The following is a 23,383-nucleotide window of genomic DNA, read 5'->3' as shown; positions in this document are numbered from 1 at the left end:
GGTCATCTCCTCCCAGAGGTTTCGGTATCGCTCCGCCGCTGCGGGCAGAGCACGAGGTTGAGGTCGAGCGCGTGCTTGCGTTTTCCTCCATTGGGCGGCAGCGCGCGGAACTCGGCCATGAGTTCGGGTTTGACCCCGAAGATGGCATCCCGGCCGATCGCAGGGTCCGACCGGTCGAAGATGTGGGTCGTCAGCGTCTCGAAGCCCTCCGCCGAGACGCGAAAATGGATATGGGCCGGCCGCTCGAGGCCAAGGCCCAGCGCTGACATCAATTGACCGACCGGTCCGTCCGACGGCAGCGTGTAGCCCTTCGGCTTCACCGTCGTGAAGCGGAACCGTCCCTGCGGATCGGTACGGAAGCGTCCGCGCAGATTGAATTCCGGCTGGCGGTCGGGTTCCTGGTTCTCGTAGAGACCCTCGGCATTGGCCTGCCAGATCTCGACCGTCGCATCGCCGACCCCCGCGCCGTCGAGCGCGACGATGCGGCCCGCGACCTCCAGCGGCTCGCCCTTGTGATCGCGCGAGATGTTCGCGCCGGGTGGCATCTCCGGCACGTCGGCCCGGTAGAAGGGCCCGGCCAGGGTGTTTGGTGTCGCTCCGGCGGGGCGCGGGCTGTTCTGATCCTCGATCAGCGAAGACACGCCCAGGACGTCGGCGAACAGCACCCATTCCTGGCGCCGCGCATCGGCGTAGTGGCCAACCTCGGTCAGAAAATCGATCGCCTGGCGGAATTCCTCGCCGGAGGGCCGCAACTCCACGATCAGCGCGTGCAAACCATCCACGGCTGCCTGCGCCGCCGCCGCCAGGCGGGACTGGCCCATTGCCGTCAGGCGCCGCGAGAATTCCTCGGCCTGCGTCGATATCGCCTTGGGGGACTCATCCCGCTTCGGGTCGTGCTGGCCGTGCATTCCGCCGGGGCCTCCCTTCCCCTTGCCAAGCGGGATAGCACGGCCCGACGCGATGCTTGATGAGATGTGACGTCCCTTGTATAGCGTTTTGCTATGAAGCTGAACGAGCGCCACCTCATGCAGCTCGCCGCGGTGCTGGATGCCGGCGGCGTGTCGGAAGGAGCCGCCATGCTGGGCTTGACCCAGCCGGCGGTCAGCCGATCACTGGCCATGCTGGAGGCGCGGGTGGGTGAGCCGCTGTTCCTCAAGGGCCGCCGGCCGCTGCAGGCGACGCCGCTCGGCTTCCAGCTGGCGGCGCAGGGCCGCACGATCATCACCGCGTCGCGCAAGGCGTCGGATGCGGTGCAGGGCTTCATGAAAGGCACCAAAGGTGTCGTCCGTGTCGGCGGCGTGCCGTTCTTCATGGACGCGATGATCAGCCGGATGATCGGAGAATTCCAGAAGCTCGAACCCGAGGTCACCGTTCAGCAGAGCTACATGAACCTGCCCGAGATGGTCGCGGCGCTGGACAGCAACCAGATCGACCTCGGCATCGTGCCGATCGGCGTGCTCGACCTTGGTCCCGGCTTCGAATTCACCGAAATCCTGCCCGGACGCAATGTCGTGGCTTGCCGGCCCGATCATCCCCTGCTGCGAAATCGCCGCCTCAGGGCGCATGACCTGACCAGCTTTCCCTGGGTGGCTCCCCTGCCCGGCTCTCCGCTGATGTCGGACCTGCAGATGATCCTGATGAGCATCGGCATGTCGGACCTGAACATCCGCTATTCGGGAGGCTCGCTGATGAGCGTGATCAACTTCCTTGCCGAAACCGATGCGTTGGCCGTGCTGCCATTCTCCGTAGTCTTCGCGCAGCGCAAGGAGAGCCGGGTTACGGTGCTGCCCTATGAAATCCCGCAGCCCAGCCGCTCACTCGGTATCCTTCGCCGGGTCAGCGGACCACGCTCACCGGCGGCAGAGCGCTTCGCCGGCCACGTCACGACCGCCTTCGAAAACCTGAAGCACATCATCAAACGGCATGAGAATGCCGTTGTCTGGGGACGGTAAACCAGCCTCGCTATTCGAATGATGCGGTAGCGTCACACAACGCGCATGTTTCCTCCAGCCGGAGGCGCTTCATCCCCGCGTCGCCGGTTAGGCTCGACGGCCGCCCGCCCCCAAAAGCCGTCGGGCCGCCAGAAATCCCGATATCCTATTGGTCACGCCCTCCTCCACCTCGCCATCACTGCGTAAACGCTTTGGACATCTGATCCGCAAAGGGTTTCAACAGATAAGACCAGACATTGCGTTCGTCGGTGCGGATATGAACCTCGGCGGGCATACCTGGCCTCAGCACCTTCGCTTCGGTCAGGCAGCTCGATTTGCTTTCAACCTTGATACGCGCCGAAAAATAGGAAAGCTGACGTTGCGGGTCTTTAATCAGATCTGCCGAGATGTGTTTCACTGACCCTTGGCAGACCGGAGTGGTTCCCACGTCGAACGCCGGAAAACGGATTGATACCGGCTGCCCAGGCCGGACATCGTCGACCCGCGACGGAGGGATCAGCGCGTCCACCACAAGATCGTCGGTATCAGGTACGATGGTCATAAGCATCTCGCCAGGCGCGATAACGCCGCCGACGGTATGGACAGCCGATTCCTGTATCGTTCCGGACTGTGGCGCGCGGATCGTTGTCTTGGTCAGTTCATCCTGCGCCACAATCCTCCGTTCGTTGAGTTCGGTCTGTTTGGCTTCGGTCTCGCGGAGTTCGGTCGTCACGTCGGTGCGCCTTTGGTCATCCAGCTGCAGCATCTGCAACCCCGTTTCGCTGATGCGCGCCTGGGCTTCAGCTACTGCTGCAGCGAGGCGACCCGATTCTCCCCTGGCCCGGGTGGCATCCAACTTGATGTTGCTTACCCTCTCCTTGGAGACGAGTTTTTTGGCGTAGAGGGAATCAACGTCGGCGAAATCCTTGCTCAGCAGGGCAACCGATTCATCCACCGCGCTCTGTTGCGCTTTAAGACCGTCGATCTGACGTTCAAGTTGCTGGGATTGGCTTCTCAGCTGTGCCTTCTGTCCAGCCAAAGCCGAAGAGCGCGTTTCAAAGAGAGCGCGTTCGCCGTTGACGAGCGCAGCCAGCTCCGGTTGGTTCATTCGCGCTTTCAGGCCGACCGGCAGCTGCATTTCCGCCAAGCCCGTGCGCTCGGCCTCCAGCCGGGCGAGGCGAACGGTCGCGCGATCGAGATCCTCGCTGATGATTTGCAGGTTCGCGCGTGTCAGCGTGTCATCCAGCCTGACCAGCACGTCGCCGGCTCGCACATGATCTCCGTCCTGCGCGAAGATCCCGCCCACTGTTCCTCCGGTTTGATGCTGGACCTTCTTGACGTTGCTTTCTACCACCACGGTGGCCGGTGCAACCACGGCGCCGGCGATCTTGGTCAATCCCAGCCACAGGCCGCCGCCGAGGACCAGCAGACCTGTAATCACCAAGCCGAATATCAGGTTGGCCCGTATACCGTCCGGCAGATCTGGCGAGCTCACGGCAGGTCCTTTGCTGCCACGAAGGGTCCGGGCATAGGACGAGAAGGTGACGAATGTTTCGAGCAGAGCCTCATGCATGCCCGGCAACCCCCGGTATCGGCGCCAAAGAAGATGGCCGAGGTGAAACAGGCGGTGAAGGTCGGAGCACGTTCGCCAAGACCTCCTCGCGCGAGCCAAAGGCATGAACCGTCCCGTTCGACATAACCAGCACCTGATCGATGTTGGCGAGTGCCGAGGGACGATGCGCAACGACAATGACGATGCCCCCGCGCTGACGCACTGCCCGTATGGCGCCGGCCAGGGCAGCGTCTCCATCCACGTCGAGGTTCGAGTTCGGTTCGTCGAGCACGACAAGGAACGGCTCGCCATAAAGGGCTCGGGCGAGACCCACGAGTTGCCTCTGCCCTGCCGACAGGGCTGCTCCCCCCTCCCCGATGCGGGTCTGAAATCCCTGAGGGAGTTGCATGATCATTTTCTCGACGCCGGCGGCTCTTGCCGCCGCAAGGACGCCTTTTGGATCCGTCTTGCCTCGGAACCTCGAAATGTTGTCTGCTACCGTGCCGTCAAACAACTCCACATCCTGCGGCATGTAGCCGATATGGGCGCCGAGATGTTCCGAGTTCCATTGATCGAGAGAGGCGCCGTCCAATCTCACCGAGCCATGGAGCGGCTTCCACACCCCGACCAACGAACGGGCCAGCGTCGTCTTGCCGGAGCCGCTCGGGCCGACGACGGCCATTCCAGCCCCCCTCGACAGGTGGAAACTTACATTTACAACGGTCGGTCTTGTCAGGCCGGGCGGCGCGACTGTCAGTTGCTCGACGGCAAATCGTGCCTGTGGACGAGGCAATTCCATCGGATCGTCCTGACTGCCAAATGCAGCCATGACAGCTGCCAGTTCGCTATAGCTGCGCCGGGTCGATAGAAAACCTCTCCAGTTTGCAATGGCCGCGTCAACTGGGGCCAAGGCCCGGCCGAGCAATATGGAAGATGCGATAATCACCCCAGGAGAAGCTTCACCGCCGATGACCAGGTAGGCACCGAGCCCCAGAACGCCGGATTGCAGACCCATGCGAAGCGCCTTCGAGAAGGAACTGGCGCCACCGACGACATCCGAGAGGCGCTCCTGCTGACCAAGATATGCGCGGCTGACGTCGCTCCAGCGTCGAGCCAGTCGACCAGAAAGCCCCATTGCATGAACAACCTCGGCGTTGCGCCGGGCGGAGTCGGCAAGCGCCCGTTGCGACGACAAGTCTTCGGAGGCGCGCGCGGCCGGACCACGGCTAAAGACTTCCGCAACCGCCGTCAGGAGGACCACGGCGATCGCGCCGACGGTTGCCAACAAGCCGAGCAAAGGATGGAGCAAATAAATGATCACCAGATAAAAAGGGATCCACGGAGCGTCGAAGATGACCGTCGGTCCCGTTCCGGAAAGAAAGCCGCGCAGTCGGTCAAGATCGTGCAAAGGCTGCAAGCGGCCCGCATCACGTCCTGCCTTGAGCGGCAAGGACAGGGAGATGGAGAACACCTTTTGCTGCAAATTTCTATAGAGAAGACTGCCGATGCGGACCAGCACGCGAAGCCGCACGAAATCCAGGAGCCCGTAGACCGCATACAAGCCCAGCATGCCGATCGTGAATCCCACCAGGGTGGGAACGCTCTGCGACGGCAGAACGCGATCGTAGATCTGCAACATATAGACCGAACCGGTCAGGGCGAGAATGTTTATCACTGCCGAAAACAGCGCCACGCCAAGCAGCCCAGGCATGCAGGCGAGAATGGCGGAACGCAGCTCGGGAGAACCGGCCCCCGATGTTTTCATGACCAGCGGTCGTTCGCGCGACACTGCCGCGCCGTTACTTCCGTAAATTGTGATGGCTCAAACCTTTCTTGGTGCGCATAGCAGCCGCTATCCGTCGCCCCCCTTATTACGCTCTGCTTACATACGTCGACTTTGAGGAAAATGCAGCGGATTCGTGGCGCAGGACCAACGAAACGCGACCCGCAGCGTGCACAGGCTGGGGATAACTCCCCCAAAAAACGGCAATTCACGCTAGTAACGCAGTCCAGAATGGAACACGCAAAAGGGGCTTATGTCCTTGCTTCCACACACTTTCAAAGACGCCACGGTCGTTGACACAAAATACCTGATGCGGAGCAACAACTTAGATCAATCAAACCTTTTGTCGTTCTGTATTCTGTATTTGATCTCGCCCCGATACACCAATCACCCGAGCAGACCATCAGTCTCCCAGACTTCCAGAGGCGGCAAATTGACGACCGTCAGGCCGGCACGCCGGATCGTCATTCAAACGGAGGAGGACGGTGATCGAGCCTGACGTATTGTGGTTTAACGCATGCGCAGGGATGGCGACTGGAGGGCTCGTTCACCTCGGGGCGCTGGCCGACGGGTTCGACCGGCCCCATCTGTGACGGCTGCCAACCTGCCCAAGGAGGCGGATCGCGCCTTCGCCATCGTCGTTATCAGAGCGGACGCCGCGTTAGCCGTGCGTTATCCGCGTAGTGGGGTGTTGCGTGGAAAAGAAGTATCGGAAATTAAGAAGAGCTGTCTGGGAAACGATATATAGGGTCAGCTTGATAACCCCGAATTTCTACGTTCTGAACTACCCCATAGCAGCAGCGGGATTCTTTAACGGGAACAACAGGTTCCCAAGACGGGTTTCCAGTCAATCGGCTACGATAAATGATTTTATATTTGACAGAATGATACGAAATAGATGGGGATACCTGGAGAAGATTTGCGTTGATAAGCATTATGCTAAGTACATAGCTAGTGGAATCGCAGGCCTTAAAATCCCAAAGACGATCTCTGTATTCAAGATAGATAGAAATACGACGGCAGATGACATTTTACTTTGGATCCAGCCTTTCCTCGGACGTCATTTCGTGATGAAGCCGACCCATTCCTCTGGAAAAATTATATTCCTCGACAAACCGCTCAATAGGAAAACTCTAGAGGAATTCTTAAATTTCTCTAAGAGGTCGTACTTTAATATCGGACGAGAGACACAATATTATAAAATGGAAAAGAAATTAATTGTCGAAGACAACATTTCTACTGGTGGTGAATTAAGTGACTACAAATTCTTTTGCGTTCGCGGCAAGGCAATTTATCTTCAGGTCGACGTCGGTAGATTTGTTGATCATAAAAGGGCTGTCTTTTCTCTTCCGGATTTTAAGCAGATTGATGTCATGTATGGTTATGACCTACCAGAAAACGTAGAAAGGCCGGAAAATCTCGAAAAAATGATCGAGATCGCGGAAACGATATCTAGGGATGTTGAGTTTGTCAGGGTCGATTTGTACAGCATTAACGGTGACATATATTTTGGAGAGATGACTTTTTCTCCATGCGCTGGGTCGGATCATATTTCAAACGAGAGTTGGGCCATCGATTTTTTAAATAGGATCAAAGCAGAAAGTGCTCCTAAAGCAGCGATAGGTGGCCGCTTCACGCCGCAAGCGGCACGATCTTTCGACCGTCAAGTTGGCGGGTGAGCCGCGAGGGCGTCAGCGCAAGCCTCGGTTCATGTGCCGAGGCACCCCAATTGGCTTTCCCCTAGTTGGGGATAACCCGGTCGGGAAAGGCGGATATTTCCCAATCACGCGGCTCAACAATGAGCCGGATGAGAGGGGCTTATGTTGTTGTTGCGGCACTGTTTTAAAAGACTTCGGTTGACCCGAAGCGGAACATCTCCTGCTGTGCAGCAATCCTGTCGGCGATCAAAGATTCTATCCAGCGGGTGTCGTATTTGATTTGGGCCTAATATGCGCCGTCAACTAAGCAGACGTGGGGCATAACCGAATCAACCAAAGGATTTTTGGATGACACTCCACTACGCGTCCGGTGGATCAGCCGCCGAGATCGCAACCGCCGGATTCAATCTGGCTGATGTTCAGTACGTTTCGCAAGTCAATGCCTTGCCGGATGGCATGAAAGGCTTGGTTTATCTCGGTGAGCACGACGGAGTAACTTCGTCTTTCATTGATAAAGTCACTCCCTTCATAGGTAATCCAAATGTGTTCGGGTTTTACCTTAGCGACGAGCCTGATCCGACAGGCAAGTGGGGCAGCTACGCAACCGCTGCAAATCTAAAGGCGGAATCCGACTGGATTCATTCTCATGTTCCCGGCGCCAAGACCTTCATCACGATGATGAACTTGGGCACGGATGGCTCCCCGAGCTACATGAACCCGAACGACCCGGCCCACGCCGCTTACAATCCGGCGAATACGGGCATCGATTTCTACGGTATCGGCTATTACCCCATCAACAACACTTCGGCTCCCGACTACACCCATATCGACAAGATGGTTGCGGCTGCCGGTGAAGCGGGCATCCCGATTGACAAGATCGTCCCGCTTTACCAGGCGTTCGGTGGTGGCAACTGGGAAACCAGCGCTGGCGGCAAGTTTGTCATGCCCACCGCTGCCCAGGAGCAGGCCATGATTGATCGTTGGGCCGCACTGGTTCCGTCGCCGGCCTTTGACTATACCTATAAATGGGGAACGCAGAATGGCGACACCGCGCTTGAAAGCGCCTCGGAACTGAAAGCCTTTTTCCTCCAGCACAATCTCGAGGGCACCCATGCCCCGGTCTCGCCCCCGGTTAGTGATCCTGTCACGCCCCCGGTCAGTGATCCGGTCGGCACACCGACCACACCTCCTACTCACGTCGGCACCCCTGCTCCCACCGGGCCGGCCCCGTCGGGCAGCGATCATGTCTTCCATGGCACGCGCGGCGCAGACGTTTTCCACGCAACCGGGGGCAATGACAAATATCTCGTCAACAATGCTCATGACAAGGTCATGGAAGCGCCAAACGGGGGCTTCGACAAGGTCGCGGCCTCGGTGAGTTACGCTCTTACGGCGGGATCACATGTCGAGCAGCTCTCCACCGCCAATTCCGGTGGCAGGGCGTCCATTAACCTGACCGGCAACGAATTCGGTCAAGCCATCTATGGAAATGGCGGTGCCAACAAGATCAATGGCGGCGGTGGCGCCGACAAGATGACCGGCTATGGCGGCAATGACACCTATTACGTCGACAATGCCCACGACAAGGTGGTGGAGCAGGGAGGAAGCGGCCTCGACAAGGTTCTTGCCTCGGTGAGCTTCGCTCTTTCGGCTGGCTCGCACATCGAGCAACTCGCAACCACCAAGACGTCCGGCAAGGCCGCCATCAATCTGACCGGCAACGAATTCGGACAGACCATTCAAGGCAATGCCGGTAACAACAAGATCGACGGTGGCGGCGGAGCCGATACGTTGACCGGGCACGGGGGCAGAGATGCCTTCGTGTTCAGTACCGCCCTTGGCGCTGGAAACGTCGACAGGATCACTGATTTCAACAAAGCCCAGGACAAGATCCACCTCGACCATTCCATCTTTGCCGGTCTCGATCAGGGGGGCCTCTCGTCGGACGCTTTCTTTGCCGGCAAAGCGGCGCATGACAGTTCCGATCACATTATCTACAACAGTTCGACCGGAGCTCTTTCTTTCGACAGCGACGGCGTCGGAGGCGCAAACCAGATCCATTTCGCGAGCCTCTCTCCGCATCTGTCGATTACCGCATCGTCTTTCCTGGTCACCTGACGCTCCAGCGACGAATGCCTTAAAGGTCGGCGAGGTCTTGGTGCCTCGCCGACAGTCGTTTGGGCCGAGCGTCCGAACTTCGCGCCCATCAGCGAGCCGCGGAGTTCAGGTCCGCCACGCCTTACTCCAGCCACTCATCGTACCCACTTCAGGCAATGCCGTGGGGGCGTCCCGGTGAGACTGCGTCGGCAAGACAGGAGGGACATTAGCGCTCCCCCACCGCGAGGGAATCTCGCCTCACTGGTCCTACCCCTTTCCAAACATCATGGTGTCATTCAAACGGACGAGGACAGGAACCCGGCCTCCCCATAGCGTGCACTCGGGCGGGATGCGCTCATAGGTGATGAAACCGGGCCGTGGCAGCATCGAGAGCGTCAGTTACTCGATTGCCCGCCGTGTGCGCTGGGGAGAGGCAGATGAACCCACATCTGGTCTGCGTGGGAGGCGAGGATCACGCCTTGAGAGTTCCCTTCCTCATCGCGCTGCGAGAGAAAGGCTTTCGCGTTACGGCGGTCTCGAGCGGTTCTCCCGTACCGTTTTTAAGGCATGACATTTCGCATCACAGGTTCTCCTTCGACCGGTTTGCATCTGGCGGCGGGGAATGGCGTGCTCTCGGAACGATGCGCCGATTGATGCGGGAGCTTCGGCCCGACATCATCCAGAGTTTCGACACCAAGCCAAATCTGTTGACGCCCCTTTCCATGCGGGGAACAGTTCCGGTTATTCGCACCATCAACGGGCTGGGCTGGACGTTCTCATCTCTGGCGCCTCGCGCTTTGGCCCTGCGTCCGGTCTATTGCGCGCTGCAATGGCTCGCGTCTTCGTGGACGGCGGCGACCGTTTTCCAAAATCGTGATGACCAACTGTTCTTCGAGCGCTTTCGGCTGACCGGTCGCGGAAGCTCGCGACTGATACGCAGTTCCGGAATCGATGTCGATGCGTTCGCAACGGTGCGCCATCTCGGGTCCTCGGCAACGAAGATGCGTAGGGAACTCGGCCTCCAGTCCGCCGAAGTGGTGATCTTTGTCGGCCGCTTGACCCGTCAGAAGGGTGTGGGAACCCTCCTCGAGGCGGTTCCTCGCGTCGTGGCCGAAAGACCAGCAGCACGATTTGTGCTTGTCGGCCCGCGAGAATCCGAAGGCTCATTCGCAATCGACAAGTCCGAGATCGACCGGCACGCATCTCATGTGCTGGCCTTGGGTCCACGACGCGATGTCGCTGATCTCCTCGGCATGGCCGATGTATTCGCCTTTCCCACCCAGTATCGCGAAGGAGTACCGCGTGTGTTGCTGGAAGCGGGGCTTTCGGGACTGCCAATCGTGGCTTCCAGGATGCCAGGCTGCAGAGACGTCGTCGAAGACGGGTGGAATGGCTACCTGGTTGCACCGCATGACGCCGATGCCCTTGCCTCGCGAACAATAGACTTGCTGTCCGACCGCGCTGGGGCAAAGGCAATGGGCGTCCGTTCCGCTGAACTTGTGCGGGAGCGATTTGCCCTGCCGTTGGTGGTCGATCAGTACTGCGACCTGTACGAAAACACACTCCGCGCGGGGCTTCCGCGACCGCTCCCTGCTGTCGCGCTTGAGGGCAGCCTCGCAGATCACCGGGGCGGAGCACGTCAATGATCCGGGACGCCTTGCTCGCCCTGGGAGTTGCGATGTCCTACGCGACGCAACTGGCCGTTCCGGGATTGCCGCTCGGCTATGGCGAATTGTTCATCGCGATCTGGATCGTTCTGGCGATTGGACGAATATTCGCCGGGGGTCGTCTCCAGGTCACACCCGCTTTTGTCCAACTGGCGAGCTTCTGGCTGATCTTGTCGCTGGCTTTGGGAATCGGCACGATCGTCGGCTACCTGACCACCGTCCTTTACTTGACCGGGCTGGTACATGACCTGATGGCCTACATGCTGCTGGCCGGCTTCACATGCCTGGCGGCCGCGGAGCCCGACGCCGATCGTCACCTTCGCCGCAGTGCCTGGTGGGTGATCGCCATCGCCAATGGAAGCTTCGTAATTCAGCTGGGATTGGCATTTGGGGTAGCCCACCAGCCCGGCGTCGACCCCTGGTTCTGGGACAGATTCCGGGGCTGGTCCGAGAACCCGAACCAACTTGCGCTCTATTGCGCGCTTTTTGGCCCCCTGGCTTTGCACCTTGCCACGACCACCCGCAACCCATGGCGCCGTTTGCTCGCATTCTCCAGCCTGATCCTGACCTTTTATGTCGGCCGGCTGACGAAGAGCGACACCTATCTCTACACCAGTATCCTGAGCTGCCTCGTCTTTCTCGGATTGCGGCTTCGTGCATGGATCGCAACAAGCGGTCGCGCCAGCCTGCCCCGCTTGGCAGCAATTGTGCTGTTGGCGGGTTCCTTGCCTTTAGCGCTGGCGATGACGCCCTACGCGCTCACCGAAGAGGCCAGCGTCGCCCATTTTGCCAAGAGCCTTACCAAGGACCAGGGTGGGGAAGCGACACTCGAAACGTTCGAACTCCGGCTCTATCTGTGGCAGGACGCGGTGGAAACGGGGTTGAAATCCGGGTCGCTGGGATTGGGCCCTGGGCCTCACCTCGAGCGCCCGCCCGTCGCCGACCGTCAATTTCTGCAGCGACCTTTCGAGGCCCATAATACCGTTCTTGACCTTTACCTGCAGGGCGGATTGCTTGCGGTGATGGCATTGGTCTGGATCGTGGGAGCCGCAATGTCGCTTGCCTGGCGAGCGGGATTCGACGCGCTGCTGGTGCTCGGTGCGTCGACGATAATCTTCAGCATGCCTCACCTGATCATCCGCCATCCGATCGTGTGGTTTTCGCTGGCTTTCTGCCTCGTTGCCGGAAATCCGACCGCACTTCGGCGGCAACTTGCCGAGCCCAGGGTGCCCTAAATGTGTGGGATCGCCGGAATTCTATTGGCTTCCGATGCCACAGACATAAAGCCGCTCCAAGCGATCGGGCGGATGACCGCATCGCTGCGTCACCGGGGCCCGGATGGCGAAGGGCTCTGGGCCGATCGCGAGGCTGGAATCGCATTGGGCCACAGGCGATTGGCAATTGTCGACCTGTCAGCCGCCGGGCACCAGCCGATGCATTCTGCCAGCGGCCGATACGTGATCACCTTCAACGGTGAGATATACAATTTTCGCGATTTACGTCGCGAACTTGAGGGTGCGGGCCAAACCTTTCAAGGCGCCAGCGACACCGAAGTGATGCTCAGCGCAATCGAGCATTGGGGGCTTGAAACCGCCCTCAAACGCTTTGCCGGAATGTTCGTGTTCGCATTGTGGGATCTGAAGACAAGAAGCCTTTATCTGGCCCGTGACAGGATGGGCAAAAAGCCCCTCTATGTTGCTTCGACCCGAGACGCATTGGTCTTCGCCTCTGAGCTGAAGGCGATCAACACCTTTCCGGGCTTCTCTCCCGACCTTGATCTTGATGCCGCGGCGGCAATGCTTTCAACGGGATGGGTGCCGGACCATCTCTGTATCTGGCGAGGCGTGTTCAAACTGCCGCCTGGTTCCGTCCTTTCCGTCACCGCGGCGAATTGTGCCGAAGACCGCAGCGCGGACCGTCTTTCGCAACGCGTTCACCGCTGGTGGTCACTGGCTGACGTTGCAGCCGATGGGCGACGGAACCCCGCTACCGGCACCGACGAAGATCTGGTTGACGAACTGGACAACCGGCTTCGGCTGGCCGTGCGGGAACGCATGATGGCCGACGTCCCTCTGGGTGGCTTCCTGTCGGGCGGGATCGACAGCTCAGCCGTGATCGCCCTGATGCAGGCTCAATCCTGCAAGCCGGTTCGCAGTTTCACGATCTCGTTCGCAGAGGGCGGCTTTGATGAAGCTCCATACGCAGCGGCCGTTGCCCGTCATCTGGGCACCGACCACTCCGAACTTCACCTCTCGCCCAGCGCCGCACGTGACGTCATTCCCGAGTTGCCGCAGGTCTGGGATGAACCCTTCGCCGATGAATCGCAGATACCGACCTTGCTCGTTGCCAGGCTCGCCCGTCAGCACGTCACCGTAGCGCTGTCGGGCGACGGCGGTGACGAATGCTTCGCAGGATACGGCCGCCACTTCATGGCGGAGCGGTTGAAACGACACCTGCGCCTGCCCCGACAACTGCGCCGAACCTTGGCGGCAGGGGCAGGTTTTTTCGCACGCGCCGGACGCGACGATGTCATCGGCAAACTGCCACTCTCTGCGAGCGCGAGGCATTTTATCCGGAGCGACCGGATGGAACGTCTCGCCCGGCTGCTCACGGCATCGAATGAAGACGAATTGTTTCAGCGGCTGGCGCGGCCACAGGCTGAAAACCTGGGACGTCAGCGGCCCACCGAACCAATCTACGGCCACGGCGGTCCGCCGCTTGACGACCTGCTCTCCCGTCTTCTGTGCGATGACATGGCGGGGTACTTGCCTGGCGATATCTTGGTGAAGCTGGACCGTGCCACTATGGCCAACAGCCTTGAGGGCCGGTGTCCTCTGCTTGACCACCGCGTTGTCGAATTCTCCTGGCGGCTGCCATCCAACATGAAAGTTCGTGATGGCGCCGGCAAATGGATCCTTCGTCAATTGCTACGCCGCTATCTCCCGCAGCACCTGATCGAGCGTCCGAAACAGGGCTTCGATGTCCCTATCGCAGCATGGCTGCGGGGTCCGCTGCGCAACTGGGCCAGCGATCTTCTCGCCGACATGCGAGCAGAAAGCAGTGACGTATTGGACGCTGCGAAGATCGACGCCTGCTGGCGCGATCACATTGATGGCCAGAACCGCTCGCGCGAATTGTGGTCCGCATTGATGTTCCAGGCCTGGCGGAGCCGAGCCAACCGGCAAGCACAGGAAACCGGCCCAATTCATGAACCCGATCTGGCAGGAGTATAAAATGGTAGGTTCCGCAATCAGCCCGATCCAGCTGCCACGGATCAATCAACCACCAGCACCGGTTCTCGAAGGCAGAGTGCACGTGCGGTCATTGCGCGAATATGTCGAGCCGGCCACCGCGTCGCACCAACTCTTCGTGATTCTGGCAAGGCGAAAATGGTCTATTGTTGCCTTCGCTGTGTTGGGCGGGCTGCTGGCGGGGTTGCTGGGAAGTCTTCGCCCGGTTCTCTACGAAGCAACTACTCAGCTTATCATCGACGCCCCATCGCGCGGTTCACTGCCCGTCGGCGCCCCGTCTTCGCAGGACCTCGTCGATTCAAGCATAGATGACCACATCACGATGCTATCGTCGCAAGACCATCTGCGCCGCGTCATGGCGGCACTGCGCAAGACAGGTGCGGCTGAAACCGGACAGGACAATTCCGCTAGCGGGAATTCCCGGCTTGAGCCGTCTGCCATCCCTCCCCCGAGGACACGCTCGCTTGCCGGTGGTCTACTGGACCGACTGTGGCCAGGAGCGGACAAAACAATCAGCGATTCACAGGCCGAGGATGCCTCTGAATTGAGAGCCTTGCGGCAAGGAATGCGGGTCGGGCAGGAGCTGCGATCGAGAGTAGTCTCCGTCGCTTTCGCCGATGACAGTCCCGCGCGGGCGGCGCTCGTGGCCAACACATTCGCTCAGGTCTATGTCGACAATCTGATAAGGAGAAGGCAGGCATCCGACCAGCAAGAACTCGATGCGATCACCACCAGCCTGCCCAGGCTGCAAAACGATCTGCAGGCAGCGGCCGACCGCCTTGAGAAATATCGGTTGAGCCACGGAGCCATCGACCAAGGCTCGGCGGACAATGCAGCCAGGGAACGGGCCGACCTCAGCCAGCAATTGTCGATGTCAAACGCAGATCTCGCCGCTGTGGAAACTCGGCTGCGACATGTTCAGGAGCTTCGAGCGCAGGGGGCTTCTTTCGTCTCCGTGGCCGAAGCCATTGGCGGGCCTGAACTTGCCGATCTTGCGGCTCGACAGGCTCGCGCGCCTGCGGACCAAGAACTCAGAAACCTGACCGAAAGCAAGGTCGAACAAGGCATCGACAAGATTGCTGCGGACGCAAACATTTTCCGTGCCCAGATCGCCACTCTTGAGAGCCGGAAGGCCATTTTGGATGCGGTCATGGCCGACACCGCCAGCCGGCTTTCCGGGTTGCGGGTTCTCGAGCCGCAGGTCAGTTTGCTGACCCAGCGATACAACGAACTTCTTGGCCGGCAACAGGATTTGACGCGGCGTATCGGAGTTCCCTCGGCTGGAATTTCCATCCTATCGGCGGCATGGCCGCCGACCATCCCGCAGACCTTGCCCGCCATCTTCCTTGTTCCGCCCGGGATGATTGTGTTCGCTATACTGGGCGCGATTTTCGTCACGATGCGCAATCACTTCGATCGGACTTTCCGCGGTGAGACCGAGGCGGAAGCGGTGCTCAAGGTTCCATGTATGGGGCAGATTCCCGAAGCAGGCAGGGTGCATGCCAAACGACTGCGAACCCTTGTCCTGGGCGAGCGCAGCTCCGCCTATAGCCGCGCCGTGACGTCGTTGCTGATTGCTGCGGCGCCCAATGCGCTGAGGGCTCGTTCGTCGTACACGGCGCTTGTCACCTCCAGCGTCCCGGAGGATGGGGGGACCGAGCTCGCATGGAGTCTGGCGCTGGCCGGCACGCGGATGGGCGGTCGTGTTCTCTTGATCGATCTTGAACGCAAGGGCGTTCAACTCACGCTCGAGTTCCTGCATCAGTTCAGCGAGCGCAAGAGCCGCCATTCCTTCGCTGATTATGTCTGCAATCGCAGCAACCTGGAAAACGCCGTGGCCAGTCTGCATGAAATCGGCATCGACGTGATGACCGCTGCTCCGTCGGACGATCTGCTGGCGGTGTTGTCCTGCGAGGATGGGGGCAAAGTGATGGCGGATCTGCACTTGACCTATCGCATCGTCATCATAAACCTGCCGTCGGCGCTCGGGCGGCCGGAAGCCAAATTTCTGGCTGGATGGGCTGATGCGGTGCTTTTTGCCGTCCGATGGAGGAAAACGCCACGTACCCTCGCTCGCGGGGTGCTGGAACTCCTTCAGGGCAACGGTTCTCTTGCGGTACCCGTCGGCAGCGTCCTCACGCAAGTGAACTTGAAAAAACATGCCGGATATCGGCTCGAGGATAGCGCCGACCTCTTGCGCGAGCAGATAGCATGACCAAGCATAGGCTCGTCCTTGGGCCGCGGACGATCCGGGGGCGGTTCATCCAGGGAGCGGCCCGGACGATTCAGGGTGCAGCCTGTCCGCAGAGCGCGTCATTCAGGTGAATGATGGCAACGTTCGGTGTGCATCGTAGGCTGCGGCAATCCCCGATATTTGCCTCCCTCGGAAGCGCGAACCGATGGCACTGAGCGACCTTCTGAGACCCAAGATGGTTCCCGCGGCCGACACAGCCATCATCGCTGTTCGGCCGAGCACGATCGGTTCGATCATTCGTGCAGCTGGTGAGGTGTCGGCGATGGCAATTGTCGGCCAACTCACCCTTCTTGCTGCGATTCCGGTCTTGGCGCGGCTCTATTCGCCTGCGGATTTCGGCATCTTTACGATTTATCTGTCGATTGTGAACATACTCGCCGGGGTCGCAGCATTGCGCTTCGAGGCGTCACTCTATGGGGTTAAGGGGAGCGCCCAGGCCTATGTGACGGTCAAGCTTATCCTTTTGGCTGTGTTCGTGACCACCGTCCTGGCCTTTTCGGCCGGACAGATGCTGTCGAACCTTGCTCCCAACCGCCTCGGCTCGCTTGCCTGGCTCATTCCGATCGGAATGGGAGGCGCAGGTCTGGTCGAAGCCATGAACTGCTGGAGCCTGCGTGCTGGGCTTTTGCGCGACTTTGCCCTTGGGCGGCTGATCCTGCCGGCGAGCATGGCTGCACTGCAATTGGTTTTCGGCATTGCCAACCTTGGCGGCGAAGCGATGATCCATGCCCATATTTTGAGCCAGTTCGTCTTTATCGGGTATATCGGTTATCGGGTGACGAGCTGGGAGGATTTGCGCGGCATCGCCCGGGCACCTTGGCGTGCGGTGTTCGAAAAGGCCCGGCGGGAATACAAATTTCCTCTGTTCGATATCCCCGCAACACTCGCGAGCATAGCGATCAACAATCTTCCGGCAGTTCTTGTCGGTGGGCTGTTCGGCACCGCATTTGCCGGATATTTGGGCGTGGCAACGCGCCTGGTTACCGGTCCAGTGACGCTGATCGCTTCACCGCTCAGCAATGTTTTTGTCGCCGAAGCAAACCAGAACAACAATCGTGGACACCTGCTTGGCGTGGCACGCGGGCTTCTCCTGCTGGCCGCCGGCTTTACCGCGGTGCCGATATTGCTGCTTGGACTCGCCGCGCCCTATGTGGTCGTTCCGCTCCTGGGCGAGCCTTGGATGCCCACCGCGGAAATCATGACCGCACTGGCGCTGATGGGCGCGGCACAAGCGTTGTCTACTCCGCTTAGCGACGTTCCCGCTCTGCTACGTCGGCAAGGAACAAGACTGGTCATCGACCTCGCACGAGCGGTTCTCGTGTTTGGCCCGCTGCTCGCCGGCGCCCAGGCGGGCTGGCAGCCAGTCACCGTCATCTATTTCATGGCCGCCGGCGGCGCGTCGGGTTTCGCTCTGAAAATGGCAGCATCGCTGTATTTGTTGACCCACGACCCCCAACCAGCAGGCGCTGCAACGTGCATCCAACATGAATGTCTCGAGGAAAAAACACCATGAATTCGTCGTCGGTTGACAATCTTCAAGCGGCAGTTGCGGTCACCCAGCATGACCGTGCCGATGTCTCATGGTCACGCCCTTTTATCTCTGTCGGGATACCAACCTTTCGCCGGCCCGATACGATCCGCAGGGCGATCGACAGCGTCCTGGGTCAGGATTACTCCGATTGGGAGTTGGTCGTGAGCGACGACGAGGGACCGGAGGGCGAGACCTGGGCTATCGTGACCGACTATGCACGAAGCGAACCTCGCATCCGCATCATCGAGAACAGCCGAGGTCGCGGTCAGGTGGAGAACACCAACAACGCTATGCTGGCTTGCGCTGGACGGTGGATCAAGTTGCTGCACGACGATGACTGGCTTGCGCCAGGTGCACTCAGGACATTCGCCGAAGTTGCCAAACAGCACCCGTCGGTTGCCTTCATGACGTCAGCCGCAAACATAATCGAGGACAAGCGAGTGAGATTTCGCCAAGTCCCCAAGGAGCAGGAAGCGATCTCCCTTTATTCCAGCCAGCAGTGCCTGATGGACCTCTATCTGGTGCGCGCGACACGCTGCCTGGGGATCATTCCATCCACATTGTTGATCAACAGCGACGTCATTCGTGCCGGCTGCTTGATGCGCACGCACAAAGAGATTCCGGCCGGAGTGGATCAACTGTTCTTCGTCGATCTAGCCAGCCATGGGGACATGGTGGCGATAAGCGATCCGCTTACCTTTTATGATGCAACGAGCCATCCAAGCATTACCACGTCAAAGAGTTTCCGCGAGGTCGACGAAGTGACCCTCGCCGTCAAGCAGCTTAACTGGAATCTCATCAAAGACCGCAACCATCTCCCGCCTCCCGAGACATTGCTGCGGGCGCTGCGGGTTGCTCGTATTCCCATGCGGTTCCACCAGCAGTCCTGGTTGACCACGTTCCTGGATGGGATACAGATCTTCCGGCCTTCGGTCATGAAGGTGGCGGGCTGGCACGTGCTTAATCACGTGTTTGCAATCCGCCCAAGATTGGGCCGGGTGCGCACGCGACGGCGGTAAGGTGAGGCTGGCCGACAAGCACATCAGCGACAGATTGCGCGCACAAGCCTGTTGTGCGCGCGCATGGTAAAGGCGTTTGCCTCACGGCAAAACGCATATGCGCCCAAGAAGAGCTACCAGTTCCGCCTGTCGCCGTGTTTCGGTCTTGGCGAACAGCGACGCCAGCTGCGACCTTATCGTGGTCCGGCTCAAGCGCCGCTTGCGGGCTATTTCCAAAGGGGCATCGCCCTGCGCCAAGCGCAGTGCGAGCTGCGTTTCGGCACTCGTCAGACCAAACATTCTTTGCAGCGTCTGGGGATTTGGCCCGGACCTGTTTTCACGATCCAGCAGCGCCACGATGCTTGTCGCGTCAGGCGTTGCTATGCCCTTCTCGTTCAATATCAGGGGCCTGTCGCCCATGCCTCGGATCACCACCCATGAAAGCGTGCCAGGAGAAAAATTGCCCGGCACGTTTGCGATCAGCCGTCTCAGCGCAGCAAATACCTTGCTGGCCGTATCGGCTGCCTCGCCTTCGCGCTCCAAGGTGTTTTGAGCGGCTGAATTCCACTCCATGACCTTCCTGTCGCTGTTCAGGATCAGGTAGCCACAACCGATGCGATCAAGCATTCTCACAACAGATGCAAGGCTGCTCTGCCGTGGCTCGACAGCAACGCTGTCGAACCGTTGTGGTGCTTGATGCCAAGCGGAAGCATGGTCACCTTGCGTTCTCAAGGCGGAGACAGGCTTTCCCCCGAAACTTCCATATTGGCGACCAAGAATTCCATCATCTTGCCTACCAACCAGTGCCATTTTCTTACCTCCCGCAAAACGGCAACGCCTCCCAGTCAAAAGGAGGTGCCTTAAACATGTCAGTCAGGTCGCTTGGAGAGTAGCGGTCCGATCCGCCCCCGACATCGGACAAAATGCGCGCTACAATCCCGGGGAACAATCCTGCGGTCGGACTAGTCTGTACGCTTTTCGGTCTAATCTCGACGGACTAGTCAGAAGGTTATAGTCTGGCACATGCGTTTGCATTCGCTCAGTTTGCATCCGAACAGCTCAGGCAAGTTGCTGACCCGCCTTGCCTCGATGTCGCTCCTGATAGCGACACTTGCAGTCGAGACAGCGCTGCCGACCTCTGTGGCATACGACATCGGCTTTTTTGAGTTTGTTCCCGCCATTATTGCCATCTCATATTTCGAAGATCGCATGATCGCTCTTGCGGCAACATTTGTGATGGTTGCCGTCGGCTTGTTGACGCGGGATGTCCTGCACCATCCAATCGATGTCGGCCTTTGGGTTCAAGCCATTCTGCTGCTGGTTGCAGGGGGGATGATCGCCCTGACTTTCCACCGGCAGAGGCAGGACTACCGCACCCTTTTGCAGGTTGCGGAGGCTAGACTCGCGGCCTTGGAAGCAACCGAAAACAGGTATCGCTGGGCATTCGAACGTGCCGCCATTGGCTTTGCCAACATGAATGAGAACGGAGAGTTGCAACGGTCCAACAAGCGTCTTGGTGAGATGACAGGGTATGTCGAGGAGGAGCTTTCAAGTCTGCCGCTCAGCGCACTCGTCCACCCCGACGACAACCACACCTTGGCGGAAGCGTTGACTCGCCTGAAAGACACGACTTCGTTTGGCTCGGAGATCCGTCTCCTGAGAAGAGACGGCACGATTTTGTGGACAAGATTGGCCCTGTCTTTGGCCGTGCCAGCCGATGCTCTCCCTCAAAGCATTTTTGTAGTGGTGGACGACATATCGGGAGAGCGAACCGCCCGCGAGGCACTCCGGGCTCAGAAGGAATGGTTGGACCTGGCGCTATCGTCAAGCCGGTTGGGAACATGGCGCATAGATTTCGAGAGCGGGTCCGTGAAGGGCTCAGCCGCGTTCTGGGAAATGATGGGGCTGGCACCCGCGCCGAGCCGTCCATTGCAGGAATTGACTGCGGTCGTTCACCCGGCCGACTTGCCTAATCTGATGGCCCCGGGAGAGCTTGCATCAGGCGCCGACTATGACGCTGAGATCCGCATCAGGCGAACTGGCGGACATATCCGCTGGATTGCTCTTCGGGGACGGGACGAATTGCGCGACGGTCGTGCACAGCGAATAGGAGTCGCCGCGGATCTCACCGATCGGCGCATAACCATTCTGCTGCGGGCTGCGGCGAAGAAGCGAGAGCGGGCTATGCTTGAACAGCGCCATAGGCTCAACAATCTGTTTCCGGTGATCACGGCGCTTGTGAATATGGTTGGTGCCCCCGACAATGATATCGCCAGCTATAAGCAGACACTGATCGAAAAGATCGGCGCACTCCAGGCGACGCATCTGCTTCTTTCACGCGATGGCAGCCTGTCGGCTTCCCTGCGTGACCTCATCGTTCAGGAATTGCAGCCCTATATGGGGACGCATGACATTTCGATCAGTGGACCCGAAATAAAAATGGCTGAGGGTTCGGCTGAGAGCTTCGCAATGATCGTTCACGAGCTTACGACCAATTCCGTGAAGCATGGGGCTCTCGGCACTCCGGCAGGACGGATCGAGGTCGTGTGGCAATTCGTGGCCCAGGAGCCCGGCGCCGACATAGTGTTTGAATGGTCGGAATCGGGAGAGCGCCGGGTCTCCACCTCGGCTCGGCGTGGTTTTGGGTCGTTGATTATCGGAGCCGGCGGTGAGCCTATCGTGGGCCACTCTTCCAAGCTTGAGATGCTGGATCACGGACTGAAATATTCGGTCCGGCTGCCGCCAAAAGCAATCGGCGCTAGTTGATGTCCCTGGCGGCCCATGTCTTCAGCAAAACCGCGGCTTCCGTTCGATTTCGTGCCCCAAGTTCGCGCAGGACGGCAGCCGCATGAATCTTCGTCGTCGCTTCTGCAATTTCAAGAGAGCGGGCAATCTCTTTGTTCGAGTAACCTTCAGCCATCAACCTGAGGACTTCCTTCTGTCTGGACGTAAGCCTGCCCAGATTGTTGACGCTGATGGTCCTGTGGGGCATTTGCGTGGGAGCCTCGGATGGAAGGCGCACCGACGCCTTGGACCTTTGTGAAAGAAGTGCCGGAACGTAAATGCGGCCAGCCAGGATTTCGTTCACCGCCAGGACCACCTCCTCGTCCGTTTGGGACTTTACGATATAGCCATGAAGTCCAATCGAGAGGGCAGTTAGAATCTCGGCGCGTGAATCGGTCCCTGAGACAATTGCAAACCGTGTGTCGGGATGAGCCGGTAAGACGTCGCGAAGGTCGTCCTGACCGGACAGTCCCGGCATGTTCAGGTCGATGATGGCGAGATCAACAGGCGCCTGATCTTCAAGCAAGCTTATGACGGTATCAAAACACGCCGCTTCGAATATTTCCAAGTCTGGAATGCCGGCCATCAAAGCCAGTCGCAGCCCACGACGATACAAGCCGTGATCATCGGCGATGATAATACGATACATGAACCACCCACCTTTTGGCAGCCCGCATGTGTCCCTAGCTGCCGAAACCTCCCTTTGGATGGACTGTACGGTGACCCAACACAGATCAGCCGCCCGCTGATCCCCCGTATGTCGACGCTCGCCGCCGCCCATCGGCACATTTCAACCTTCTAATATAGCTTACAATCGCACACATTTCAGGGCCAGATGTTGAAGTGTTTTTTTCGTACGAACGGTAGCGATGCCCTTCCGAGCAGGTCGTTGCCGGCGCCGGACATGTGAACAGTTCCCAGCTCTGATCGCCCTGCCGCCCCCATGCCCTGCCAACTGGAATATTGAATCAAAAGGCCGGGAAAGTGCCATTCAAATGCACGACGACGCCTTCTTAAGCGCCACTTACCATCGCTGCACTCCGGAGAGGCAAAACCAACACTGGCGTACCTTCCGGCCGGGTGGGTTGGACCCATCACACCGCGACAGTCGTATCAATAGGAGGACGAGATGAAAGCGGTCATTCAGTGCGGTGGAATGGGAACACGCCTTCGGCCTTTCACTTCCATATTGCCCAAGCCTCTCATGCCGATCGGTGCTCGACCGGTTCTTGAATTGCTTTTGAAGTGGCTGCGGCGGAACGGCATTCAGGAAGTCTACGTCACGACCGGCTATCTGGGGCACTTGATCCGCACCGTATGCGGGGACGGATCCCAGTGGAATCTAAGGATACGCTACACCCAGGAACTGGAACCTCTCGGCACCATTGGCCCGCTCTCCCTGATCAGGGAGGAACTGGACGAGCCGTTCATTGTTCTCAATGGGGACGTACTTACCGATCTCAGTCTCAGCCGGTTTGTGGCATCACACCGCACACACACGGATCCAGTCACCATAGCCACCGCATCCCGCGTCATCAAGATGGACTTCGGCGTCATCGACGAGGTCGACAATACCGTTCAAGTATTTCGTGAAAAACCGACGCTATCCCATCTGGTAAGCATGGGAATATATTGCATGAATCCAGACGTTTTTCGTTTTATACCTGACGGCATCGCCTTCGGATTCGACGATCTCATGCTGCAGATGATGCAAAACGGCACGAATGTGCACGTCTACAAACATGACGGGCTTTGGCTGGATATCGGACGCGTTGAAGATTTTCAAAACGCACAAACCATTGCCTGGGAAGAGCAGTCCGCATCGATCGAGGTCTCGGCAGCGGCCGCTTGAGGGCTGAACGCTCGACCACGCCAAC

The 23,383-nt window shown here is 59.1% G+C and carries 16 protein-coding genes; 11 read left to right on the top strand and 5 right to left on the bottom strand.

Translation table 11 applies throughout. From position 1 onward, the window contains the following. Window positions 1-2: 2 nt before the first annotated feature. Entirely contained in the window at window positions 3-908 is a 906-nt protein-coding gene (locus EOC83_RS15335) for a dioxygenase (RefSeq protein ID WP_063167498.1), read from the bottom strand. 93 nt (window positions 909-1,001) lie between these two features. Here EOC83_RS15335 and EOC83_RS15330 point away from each other — a divergent pair, with 93 nt between their 5' ends. Continuing rightward, window positions 1,002-1,952 carry a LysR family transcriptional regulator gene (locus tag EOC83_RS15330; RefSeq protein WP_013533101.1) on the top strand — a complete coding sequence of 317 codons (951 nt, stop codon included), beginning with the start codon at window positions 1,002-1,004 and terminating at the stop codon, window positions 1,950-1,952. A gap of 175 nt (window positions 1,953-2,127) precedes the next feature. Here the strand turns inward: EOC83_RS15330 and EOC83_RS15325 are convergent, their stop codons facing one another. After that, window positions 2,128-3,504 (bottom strand): HlyD family type I secretion periplasmic adaptor subunit, encoded by a 1,377-nt coding sequence (locus EOC83_RS15325; RefSeq protein WP_013533102.1) that lies wholly within the window; start codon window positions 3,502-3,504, stop codon window positions 2,128-2,130. Next, a complete protein-coding gene (locus EOC83_RS15320) occupies window positions 3,497-5,248 on the bottom strand; it encodes a type I secretion system permease/ATPase (protein ID WP_063167497.1) in 1,752 nt (583 codons plus the stop codon). Before EOC83_RS15320 ends, EOC83_RS15325 begins: the two co-directional genes overlap by 8 nt. 713 nt (window positions 5,249-5,961) lie before the next feature. Between EOC83_RS15320 and EOC83_RS15315 the strand changes: the two genes are divergently transcribed. The 8 genes from EOC83_RS15315 (at window position 5,962) to EOC83_RS15280 (ending at window position 18,743) form a co-directional block, all read left to right on the top strand. Further along, the gene (locus tag EOC83_RS15315) at window positions 5,962-6,945 is read left to right on the top strand and encodes an ATP-grasp fold amidoligase family protein (RefSeq protein WP_164745800.1); all 984 of its coding nucleotides are present in this window, start codon (window positions 5,962-5,964) and stop codon (window positions 6,943-6,945) included. A 327-nt stretch (window positions 6,946-7,272) separates the two neighbouring features. Then, a complete protein-coding gene (locus EOC83_RS15310; protein WP_063167496.1) occupies window positions 7,273-9,042 on the top strand; it encodes a calcium-binding protein in 1,770 nt (589 codons plus the stop codon). Window positions 9,043-9,458: 416 nt separating this feature from the next. Next, on the top strand, window positions 9,459-10,667 hold the full coding sequence (locus tag EOC83_RS15305; RefSeq protein WP_063167495.1) for a glycosyltransferase family 4 protein: 1,209 nt from the start codon (window positions 9,459-9,461) through the stop codon (window positions 10,665-10,667). Beyond that, window positions 10,664-11,923, top strand: coding sequence for an O-antigen ligase family protein (locus EOC83_RS15300; RefSeq protein WP_063167494.1), 1,260 nt, complete (start codon window positions 10,664-10,666; stop codon window positions 11,921-11,923). The genes EOC83_RS15305 and EOC83_RS15300 overlap by 4 nt, the downstream gene beginning before the upstream one ends. Further along, window positions 11,924-13,921: an asparagine synthase (glutamine-hydrolyzing) gene (asnB, locus tag EOC83_RS15295; protein WP_063167493.1), complete on the top strand. Its 1,998-nt coding sequence runs from the start codon at window positions 11,924-11,926 to the stop codon at window positions 13,919-13,921. It begins immediately after the preceding gene. Beyond that, window positions 13,896-16,154: an exopolysaccharide transport family protein gene (locus EOC83_RS15290; protein WP_244514268.1), complete on the top strand. Its 2,259-nt coding sequence runs from the start codon at window positions 13,896-13,898 to the stop codon at window positions 16,152-16,154. The genes asnB and EOC83_RS15290 overlap by 26 nt, the downstream gene beginning before the upstream one ends. Before the next feature lie 184 nt (window positions 16,155-16,338). After that, on the top strand, window positions 16,339-17,706 hold the full coding sequence (locus EOC83_RS15285; protein ID WP_013533110.1) for a lipopolysaccharide biosynthesis protein: 1,368 nt from the start codon (window positions 16,339-16,341) through the stop codon (window positions 17,704-17,706). Continuing rightward, the gene (locus EOC83_RS15280) at window positions 17,703-18,743 is read left to right on the top strand and encodes a glycosyltransferase family 2 protein (RefSeq protein ID WP_063167492.1); all 1,041 of its coding nucleotides are present in this window, start codon (window positions 17,703-17,705) and stop codon (window positions 18,741-18,743) included. The genes EOC83_RS15285 and EOC83_RS15280 overlap by 4 nt, the downstream gene beginning before the upstream one ends. A gap of 81 nt (window positions 18,744-18,824) precedes the next feature. Here EOC83_RS15280 and EOC83_RS15275 read toward each other — a convergent pair whose 3' ends face one another. After that, entirely contained in the window at window positions 18,825-19,532 is a 708-nt protein-coding gene (locus EOC83_RS15275) for a helix-turn-helix transcriptional regulator (RefSeq protein WP_024502429.1), read from the bottom strand. Between the two features lie 213 nt (window positions 19,533-19,745). Between EOC83_RS15275 and EOC83_RS15270 the strand changes: the two genes are divergently transcribed. After that, on the top strand, window positions 19,746-21,488 hold the full coding sequence (locus tag EOC83_RS15270; protein ID WP_063167491.1) for a PAS domain-containing protein: 1,743 nt from the start codon (window positions 19,746-19,748) through the stop codon (window positions 21,486-21,488). On the opposite strand, the gene EOC83_RS15265 is transcribed toward EOC83_RS15270, so the two are convergent. Further along, a complete protein-coding gene (locus EOC83_RS15265; RefSeq protein ID WP_063170174.1) occupies window positions 21,481-22,155 on the bottom strand; it encodes a response regulator transcription factor in 675 nt (224 codons plus the stop codon). The genes EOC83_RS15270 and EOC83_RS15265 overlap by 8 nt on opposite strands. 480 nt (window positions 22,156-22,635) lie before the next feature. Here EOC83_RS15265 and EOC83_RS15260 point away from each other — a divergent pair, with 480 nt between their 5' ends. Beyond that, window positions 22,636-23,358: a sugar phosphate nucleotidyltransferase gene (locus EOC83_RS15260; protein ID WP_013533115.1), complete on the top strand. Its 723-nt coding sequence runs from the start codon at window positions 22,636-22,638 to the stop codon at window positions 23,356-23,358. The last annotated feature ends 25 nt before the right edge of the window (window positions 23,359-23,383 follow it).

It is taken from the genome of Mesorhizobium sp. Primo-A (assembly GCF_003997175.1).
GTDB classification, from domain to species: domain Bacteria; phylum Pseudomonadota; class Alphaproteobacteria; order Rhizobiales; family Rhizobiaceae; genus Mesorhizobium; species Mesorhizobium ciceri.
The sequence above is the reverse complement of the archived record's forward strand: the minus strand, read 5'-3'. Positions and strand labels throughout refer to the sequence as shown.

Excerpts from the sequence above, each read along its gene's own strand:
- EOC83_RS15335 (WP_063167498.1), bottom strand. The coding sequence starts at position 908 with ATGCACGGCCAGCACGACCCGAAGCGGGATGAGTCCCCCAAGGCGATA.
- EOC83_RS15330 (WP_013533101.1), top strand. The coding sequence starts at position 1,002 with ATGAAGCTGAACGAGCGCCACCTCATGCAGCTCGCCGCGGTGCTGGAT.
- EOC83_RS15325 (WP_013533102.1), bottom strand. The coding sequence starts at position 3,504 with ATGCATGAGGCTCTGCTCGAAACATTCGTCACCTTCTCGTCCTATGCC.
- EOC83_RS15320 (WP_063167497.1), bottom strand. The coding sequence starts at position 5,248 with ATGAAAACATCGGGGGCCGGTTCTCCCGAGCTGCGTTCCGCCATTCTC.
- EOC83_RS15310 (WP_063167496.1), top strand. The coding sequence starts at position 7,273 with ATGACACTCCACTACGCGTCCGGTGGATCAGCCGCCGAGATCGCAACC.
- EOC83_RS15305 (WP_063167495.1), top strand. The coding sequence starts at position 9,459 with ATGAACCCACATCTGGTCTGCGTGGGAGGCGAGGATCACGCCTTGAGA.
- EOC83_RS15300 (WP_063167494.1), top strand. The coding sequence starts at position 10,664 with ATGATCCGGGACGCCTTGCTCGCCCTGGGAGTTGCGATGTCCTACGCG.
- asnB (WP_063167493.1), top strand. The coding sequence starts at position 11,924 with ATGTGTGGGATCGCCGGAATTCTATTGGCTTCCGATGCCACAGACATA.
- EOC83_RS15290 (WP_244514268.1), top strand. The coding sequence starts at position 13,896 with ATGAACCCGATCTGGCAGGAGTATAAAATGGTAGGTTCCGCAATCAGC.
- EOC83_RS15285 (WP_013533110.1), top strand. The coding sequence starts at position 16,339 with ATGGCACTGAGCGACCTTCTGAGACCCAAGATGGTTCCCGCGGCCGAC.
- EOC83_RS15280 (WP_063167492.1), top strand. The coding sequence starts at position 17,703 with ATGAATTCGTCGTCGGTTGACAATCTTCAAGCGGCAGTTGCGGTCACC.
- EOC83_RS15275 (WP_024502429.1), bottom strand. The coding sequence starts at position 19,532 with ATGGCACTGGTTGGTAGGCAAGATGATGGAATTCTTGGTCGCCAATAT.
- EOC83_RS15270 (WP_063167491.1), top strand. The coding sequence starts at position 19,746 with ATGCGTTTGCATTCGCTCAGTTTGCATCCGAACAGCTCAGGCAAGTTG.
- EOC83_RS15265 (WP_063170174.1), bottom strand. The coding sequence starts at position 22,155 with ATGTATCGTATTATCATCGCCGATGATCACGGCTTGTATCGTCGTGGG.
- EOC83_RS15260 (WP_013533115.1), top strand. The coding sequence starts at position 22,636 with ATGAAAGCGGTCATTCAGTGCGGTGGAATGGGAACACGCCTTCGGCCT.